General features: G+C 51.1%; 3 protein-coding genes. All 3 read right to left on the reverse strand.

What is annotated here, in order from left to right; genetic code table 11:
- Positions 1-5,360, reverse strand: a 5,360-nt coding sequence (locus FDW87_RS21730; protein ID WP_256372287.1) for an ESPR-type extended signal peptide-containing protein, incomplete at its 3' end; no start/stop codon positions are given.
- A gap of 196 nt (positions 5,361-5,556) precedes the next feature.
- Entirely contained in the window at positions 5,557-6,135 is a 579-nt protein-coding gene (locus FDW87_RS04225; protein WP_049040880.1) for a LuxR C-terminal-related transcriptional regulator, read from the reverse strand.
- Positions 6,136-6,753: 618 nt separating this feature from the next.
- On the reverse strand, positions 6,754-7,746 hold a 993-nt coding region (locus tag FDW87_RS04230; RefSeq protein ID WP_252362994.1), incomplete at its 5' end, for a DnaJ family molecular chaperone.

Raw genomic sequence — 7,746 nt, forward strand, 5'->3', positions numbered from 1 at the left:
CCGGCGTGGGTCGCGTTTTCCGTGGTGGCATAAGCGTTAAGTGCGTCGCCTTTAACGACATAGCCATCGGCGTCAAACTGTGCCCCGGAGAAGTTAACTTCTCCTGCGGCGTTATCCACGGTAACGGTGCCACCTTTGGTGGTGAAGACGGCAAAGGACTTCTGCGCCCAAGGTGCGTTACCTTCGCCCGTTGCCGTGGTCCAGTTGTTATCACCCTGACTGCCGATCGCCATCCATTTGCCATCGCCACCGTCAATTTTGCTGTCGCCCTCAATGCCCGACGCGCCGTGGCTCTGACTTACCGTCGCCCCGTCCCAGAATTGCAGGGTAACGCCGTTGGCGTTCACCAGGTTGACCTGTTTGTCGATAGAGGTCTGGACAAAAATATTGCTCTTATCCTGACTGTCCGGTATTGCGCCCAGCTCCAGCGTCTGGTTATCCAGCGTACCGCCGTAATTATAGATACGGTACACGCCCGGTCCGAAGTTACCGCCTTGCGAAGTGGTAACATCCAGGGTCCCGTCCAGTTGCAGATCGCCTGCCACGTTCACCAGATCGTTTAGCGCACCGCCTGGCGTAAAGGCCTGCCCCAGTTCGAAAGCGGAGGTCGTTTTGCTGCCAAGCTGCAGATTACCGTTAACAGATAGCGTACCCGCACCGCCGTCACCGGCGCTGATGGTTGTGGCATCGTTCATCAGCACGTTGCCGCCGATAATGCCCTTACCGCCAAGTGTGGACGTACCGCTGACGGTGGTGACGCCGCGCGCCGCGCTTTGATCGCCATTCACCAGCAACGTGCCGTTGGTAACGGTGGTGTTGCCGGTATAGGTATTGTTACCGTTCAGACGGGTAATGCCGCCGCCGATTTGCTGTAGCGCGCCGATACCGGAGATCACACCGTTGAGCAGCACGGTGTTGGCGCGATTAATCGCCAATACGCCGTTGTCGATGATGTCAGAGACGGCGCTCACTTCGCCTTCATTTCCACCGTCACCTAACTGCAGCGTACCGGTTTGATCAATGGTGGTAGAGCCGGTGTAGCTATTGTTGGCGGTAAATACCGTGGTACCGCCCGCCGCACGTTCAAATTTCCCGTCGCCGCTGATGATGCCGCGATAGATCTGTGCTGTTGAGGTATCCCCCTGAGTATCGAAGATAACCTTGCTGTCTGCGCCCTGGGTGGTGACATTGTAATCGCCAATGCTTGCGGCAGTGCTGGTTGGTTCGACGTGGTCGCCGGTACGCAGCGTGGCGCCATTGTTTACAGCAAGGGTTTCGCTCGCCAGATTCAGGTTTTCAACGATGCGTACATCTGCATTTGACCCGCTGATGGTCAGTGAATCCCAGCCAGTGCCAATGTTGGTACCGGTATTCAGGTTGTCGCTAGCCAGCGTACCAATCTTCGCACCTTTTGTATCAGTGAAGGTGAGGGCGTTGCCCGTTCCCGCTGCGGTAAGGATGTGGCGCGTTTTATCCAGCGTCACATTGCCAATGTTGGCTTTATTGTTACCGCCAGTACCCGCGAAATTCACTTCGCCAGCATAAGAGCCGCTACGCCAGTTGAAGGTATCCGTACCTTCACCGGTGTTGATTACGCCGCTGGTCACACCGCCGCTGATATCGATGGTGTCATTGCCTTTACCAGACTGAACTGCCACGGCCGAGTCGTTGATGGCCTGCAGGGTTCCCGTGTTGGTAATGGCTTTACTGCTGTCGCCGCTGGCGTCTATTACTGGTGAGGTGGTGCTGGCAGAGATAATCTTGCCGCTGTTGGTCAATGCGCTAACGTTTTTCGCGATGATTGCAGAACCACCTGCGCTGTCATGCACGTTGATGTCGGCATTGGTGGTGATACGACCGTCCGTATTGGCGCGGATACCGCTGCCTTCGCTGTTGAGTACCTCAATGGTATAGCCTTTGCCGATGGTTAGATTACCCGTCACCGCGTCGCCATTACGTTGTTCAAAGGCGAAGCCGGTACCTTTACCGTTGACGTTGAGGATATTGTTCAGCCCATCGTTCATGGTCAGCGCCACGCTGGTGCGGATCCCTGGGCCATCGTTGGAGTCGATGGTGACATCACGCAGCGTGATATTGGTGTTGTTGGCATCGTTTTGAATACCGGCACCGGTACCATCAGCGCGGATCATCACGCTTTGCGCGGCCAGAGCGCCAGCGCCTTCGGCCAGGCGAATGCCGTCAGCGGAGCCATCGGTGGTAATGCTGTCGCCAGTCATACCGTTAATCAGCAGGCTTGCCCCTTGGGTCAACAGAACGCCAGCGGTGCCATCATCAACCTGAATTTTGCCCAGCTTATTAATCTGCGCGCTGGAGCCTGAGGCGCGTACGCCGATGCCGTTGCTGACATGCAGGGCGAGGGAGGAGTTATTGGTTAAGCTACCGCCTTTTTGAACATCGACACCGATGCTGTCGACGCTGGCCAGATCAATAATCGATTTGGTATCGAGGATCAGGTTGCCCAGATTCCTCGCCACATAGGCGATTACCTTGTTGCCGCTGGCTTCAGAGGTGATCTTCGCGTTTGAGGTGAGGGTCGTGCTCGTGGCATTGCCCTGCGTATTACCATTCAACTGATGCGCCTGACCATCCACAACCCCGGCAACGGTTCTTTCACCGGTTAAATTGATGGTGGTTTTATCGCTGATGGTCCCTTTCGCGCCGCCTTCGATAACCAGCGCCGCAGAGTCAGTGCCCTTAACGGTAAACGTTGCTTCACCGGTATCTACGCTACTGCCTGCGCCAGTGGCGAGAACGCCCACGGAATTGTTACCGCTGAGAGTCAAATCCAGGTTGGAGGTGGACTGATCTTTCGGGTTAGTGGTATTACCGGCCAGCAATGCGCCATTGGCGATACGGAAAATGGTGGTGCGATCCTGACCGTTGTCATTCATCACCGCCTGACCAATATTGGCGGTAGCGCCCTTACCATACAGGTAATAACCAATCTGATCGGTGCTGTTAAATGAGGGGCTACTTAAGCTGTCAACGTTAGCGATGGCATTATCACGCACGTGGACGCCGATGTTACCGGCTTTATCCAGCGTAATATTGGAATAGACGTTGACCACTGCCTGACCGTTGGCGCCACCTTCCGCCCAGATGGCGTAGTTACGGTTACCGACGCCGCCTTCACCGTCCACCACGATAGAGCCTGCAGCGCTGGTGGTGACTTCGGCATTTTTGTTATTGGCGCTAACGTGGATCCCTACGTTGTTGGTGCCATTCACGTTAATCTTGCCGTCGTTACGGATTTCCTGATTATTTTCTGCGCCGCTGTCGTGTACGGAGATGCCGTAGTTTTTACTGCTGCCCCCTTTAGAACCGCCATTGATCACGATATTGCCGGTATTGAGGACGTTGCCCGTGGCATTTCCGACCAAAATCCCTGCGGCGTTACGGACGCCGGTTCCCAGCGTGATAAGGCCGTTGTTAATCACCTCTTTGGCGCTCTTGATCATAATACCGGCGCTCAGGCTGGAACCGCCTGCCATGGTGACATCTTTAGCCGGATCGCTTGCGTCGCGACCAAGATAAATAGAGGCATTCTGAGCGTTGGTAAAGGTGGCATTCCCGGCGACTTCTACGCCATAAGCGGTGCCGCTGGCAAAGGATGTACCGCTTTTACGTCCGTCTACGACGTTAATCTCGCCATTGTTGACCCCTTGCGCATCGTCAGACAATTGCATACCAATCGCCAGCGTCAGCGAAGATGCGGGGACGTCTTTGCTCCAGGGATCGGCTGCCGAAGCGGTACCAAAGTTATCGGTGGTGATCGCCTGGTTGATGATGCCGTTGTTAGCGATCTGACTGGTGCCTTGACCTTGCATACCAAATGCGCCATAGCTGTTGACGTTTTGGTTGCCGTCTTTATCGATAAACAGCCCGGAGTTGATCATCCCGTTGTTGGTTGCCGTCGCGTCTTTTGCCAGCATGCCAATCGCCAGGCTCTGCCCGGTAGACGTTCGTAATGCGTTCAGTTCGCCAAAGTTTGTGATAACTCCGCCATCAACGGCTTTCATGACGCCATTAATACTGCCGTCAACGGCAAGAATCGCATCTTTGTTCAGGGTGCCGGAGGTGCCTGCGCCGTTGGCGTAAATAGCATGCAGCTCACCGCGGTCAGCGGTCGCGTTATTGGCATGCGATAAGCCGTCTGTCCAGACGTCGTAATCCCAACTGAGCACGTCTGAGGGCTTGCTGGAATTGATCAGACCATCAATCAGCTCGGCATACTTCGTTTGTGCTGCGGTGACGGTAGTGACTTCATTCGCTTCCAGCCACAGTTGGATTTGGCTGACTTTTTCGCCTTCCGGGTTTTCCGCCGCGTCGCTGCTATTGCCCAACAGCCAGTCGTTAAATTCGGCCAACTCCTGCGTGTTGGTGATGTTAAATGTGCGCTCACCCGTTTCGACGACTTTGCCGTCCGTATCATAGCCGTAGGTCATGAGCGTGACATCATCGCCAAACACGGAGGTTTGCGCTGAGCCGGCGAAGGTTTTTTCAGGAATAACCGGGGCGGCGTTAAATTTTATAAAGTTATCGGATTGCCAGTAAACCTGGCTACCCGCGTCCTGAGCCTCCAGTAAGGAGGAGTCTTTGGCCAGTAATTCGATGGTATTGGCTTTGGCGCGTACATTGAGCGTGTCGTCGCCCAAATTCAGGTTGGCCGTGGAGCCGTTTGTCGCCAGCGCGATGCCAAATTGTTTGTAGATTTTAGACTGCGTCGGATCGTAAGTGTTTAATGCCGAATCGCCAATCTGTGATTCGGTAAGAAAGTTACTTAACGCGTTGGTATCAAAGACTTTAATGGTTGTTTTTTCGCCGGGGAACGCCGGGTCGTTAATCTCAAATTCTGTGCTCTGCGAAGGCGTTGATGATTGGTTATAAGTCAGGTATTCCGCCAGCTCCTCGGCGGTAGTAATCGTTTTTACGCCCTGGTCAGGGCTGGTGGCCTGCAGGGTGATTTTGCCGGTTTGCAGTAGCTCTCTGATGGTCGTTGATTCAACAACGCCACTTTGACCCGGACTGATGGTTGGGATCGCGCCGCTGATATTGAGCGCCTGACCAGCAGTGATATCTTCATATAAGAATCCGTAGTCGTGGACACCCTCATAATCCCCAACAGAAATACCTGTCTGGTAGTCGGCGAAAATATTATGTTCACCGATGTCGATGATCGGAGTTGCTGAAGCTTGCATTGAAGCAGCGCTTAATGCGCCGGCCGCCAGTACGGCGACAGTTTTACGTGAGCTGCTTTTTTTCTTTCCTTTGGTTAATTCGGAAACGACCACCCAGATACCGAGCGCCGCGTTCCAAATAATGCTGTAAACTTTGTTCATATATAACCCTCGTCTACATTCCTGTTATGTGTATTGTTAATACATTGAGTTGTTGGCTATGGTTGGCACGCGGATGTGCTACCCGGTAATAGATTTTTGGAAATAGGATTCCCTTCCGTGCGATGCGGAATTAAAAAGTGAGCCGAAAGAAAATCTTTTAAATAATAACCGTGATAATTGTCCTTAAATAAGTCAGTTACGGCTGGCTATAGTGAGAAATGGTGTACTTGAGTCGGGAGTTATTTTTCCCGAGTTTTCTGGCAATGTTGCTTTTGTACGCACCGATGGTTTTTTCACTTTTTTGTGATGCCCCAGCGATTTGAGTCAATGACCAACCCCGGGCAAGCATCATCATTACGTTAAATTCGTTTGCTGTGATTTTGTTATTTATTTCTTTGATATTAATTGGTTTTTTGTTTTGTGATATGCACGTCACGGCATGCAGTAACCGATCAAGGCTGGCGTCTTGATCGAGGAACAGCATGTTCCTCCCGCAAACGGTTTGAAAAATAGAAAAAGTAGCTTCATCTGCCAAAACAATAATTTTTGTGGCAGGGCGTAAAGCCATGTTGCGGATAATCCTGGCATATTTTAAAAAATCTGAGTTGTCAGGATTAATAATGATGCAATCCATTTCATAAGGGATTATGTTGACGGCAGAAAGCGTCTGAGAGGAGTAGTACGCGATATCAATATATAATGATGAACCACGTAGGATTTCACGCATGCCTAGCCAGGGATAAATTGATTCACCCAAAAAAATAGCCTTAGACATAACGATCTCCTTGAAATTTTGGTGCAGGCGGTCGCCTCTTTTTTTAGTCTAAAAAAAGAGTTTCTTGCGACGCATGAAATGTTAATTAAATCTCGTATGACGTTCTTTGGTGTGAACGCATCCTTATTTATTGCAGATTCAACAGATATTTTCTGTATTAATTTGAATCATTAACTATTCTTAAAGTAGATATTACACTTTGTTAAAATTTAAGATAAATCGTTTATTTCAGCTCTGAGTAAATGATTGATAGATTTCGCTTATGGATCACGCGAATAATGTTTCAGCCATTTCTATAAAGACAGGGTATTCCTATTTGTACTGGAGGGGATTTATATGAAAAATCTTATATTTCAAACAGATAACCATTCTTCTTAATGGGACTATTGGCAGGTAGGAGAATTCTTAATCAAGGCCAGGATAAAGAGAGAGGGAGAGCGGTGGGAGAGAGAAATATTGTCTTATTTGCAGTTATCGACCTAAAATTCGAGTATTTAAGTTGATAACTCTGACTTATCTTAATGGATAAGCATTTTGTGCTATTTTTATCATTTGGTGCTTAATCTTCAAACCTCCCTTGAAGATGTTGTATTTTCTGCTTGCTATCGCTGATAGCGCTTACCCCGCCAACAGCTCCTGCTCAACCTGTTGCACCTGTTGTTCCAGCGTATTGCGGATTTCCGTAAGCGCCCGTTGTTGATCGGAGAAGTAAGCCTCTTTATCCGTCACGGAGGTGGCAAGGCGCCAGGCGTTCTCAGCTTCCAGTTCGGTAATCTCTTTGAGCAGAGCGTTAATTTGTTCTCTGAGCTGCTGTATTTTGCTGCGTAAATGCTGCAGATCGTTCAATCGGTCACTCGCCATCATCGGTTCGAGGCCGCTTTGCAATTGAGTCAGTAGCGCCCGAACGGCAGCAAGGTCGGCATTTTGGCGCGCCTGGTTAAGCTGCACCATCATCTGATGCGCTTTCTCTTTCAGATCGTCCGCCACCACGTCCGGATGACAAAGACGGCTGGCCTGACGCCACAGGCGTTTTAACTCATTACGCTCTTCAGAAGAAAGTCGTTGGTCACGGCTAAAACGATGTTGCGCATCCTGCTGCTGCTCCTGATATTCATCATATTCATGGCTGGCTTCTTCCTGTGCCTGACGGGCTGCGCTGTCGTCCTGGCGAGAAAAGTCGTTTTCCAGCTCACGAATCTCCGCCAGCAGGGCGGTAATAAGCTCCGTTTGTTGCTGAATTCGTTGACGTGTTTCCACCGATTCGCGCGAATCTGAATTCTGGTTCATCCAGAGCTGCTTAAGCCTGGCCAGTTGATCAACAGCCTGGGAAATATAGTGCTGGCAGGATTGATAGTCTTGTTCCCGGCGTTTTCGCTCCGCTTCCTGTTTGCGCTGGGCGCTGGCGGCGAGCTGTTTACGCAACTCGAGGATCCGGCTCATCAGCGGCCCAAGGCGAAGATGATACAGATCGTTGAAATCATCGAGGATTTGAATGCGCGTGTTGCGCTTATCGATCAGGTCACGCAGCTGTGTTTCGAGCGCTTTTAGTTCCAGTTTACTGGCGGCAATGGCAGGATCCTGCCACGTTGAGACTGCCCGTTGAGATTGCAG

It is taken from the genome of Citrobacter sp. wls826 (assembly GCF_005281245.1).
Classification (GTDB): domain Bacteria; phylum Pseudomonadota; class Gammaproteobacteria; order Enterobacterales; family Enterobacteriaceae; genus Citrobacter; species Citrobacter braakii.

Coding starts and splice junctions, on each gene's coding strand:
- FDW87_RS04225 (WP_049040880.1), bottom strand. CDS start 6,135: ATGTCTAAGGCTATTTTTTTGGGTGAATCAATTTATCCCTGGCTAGGC.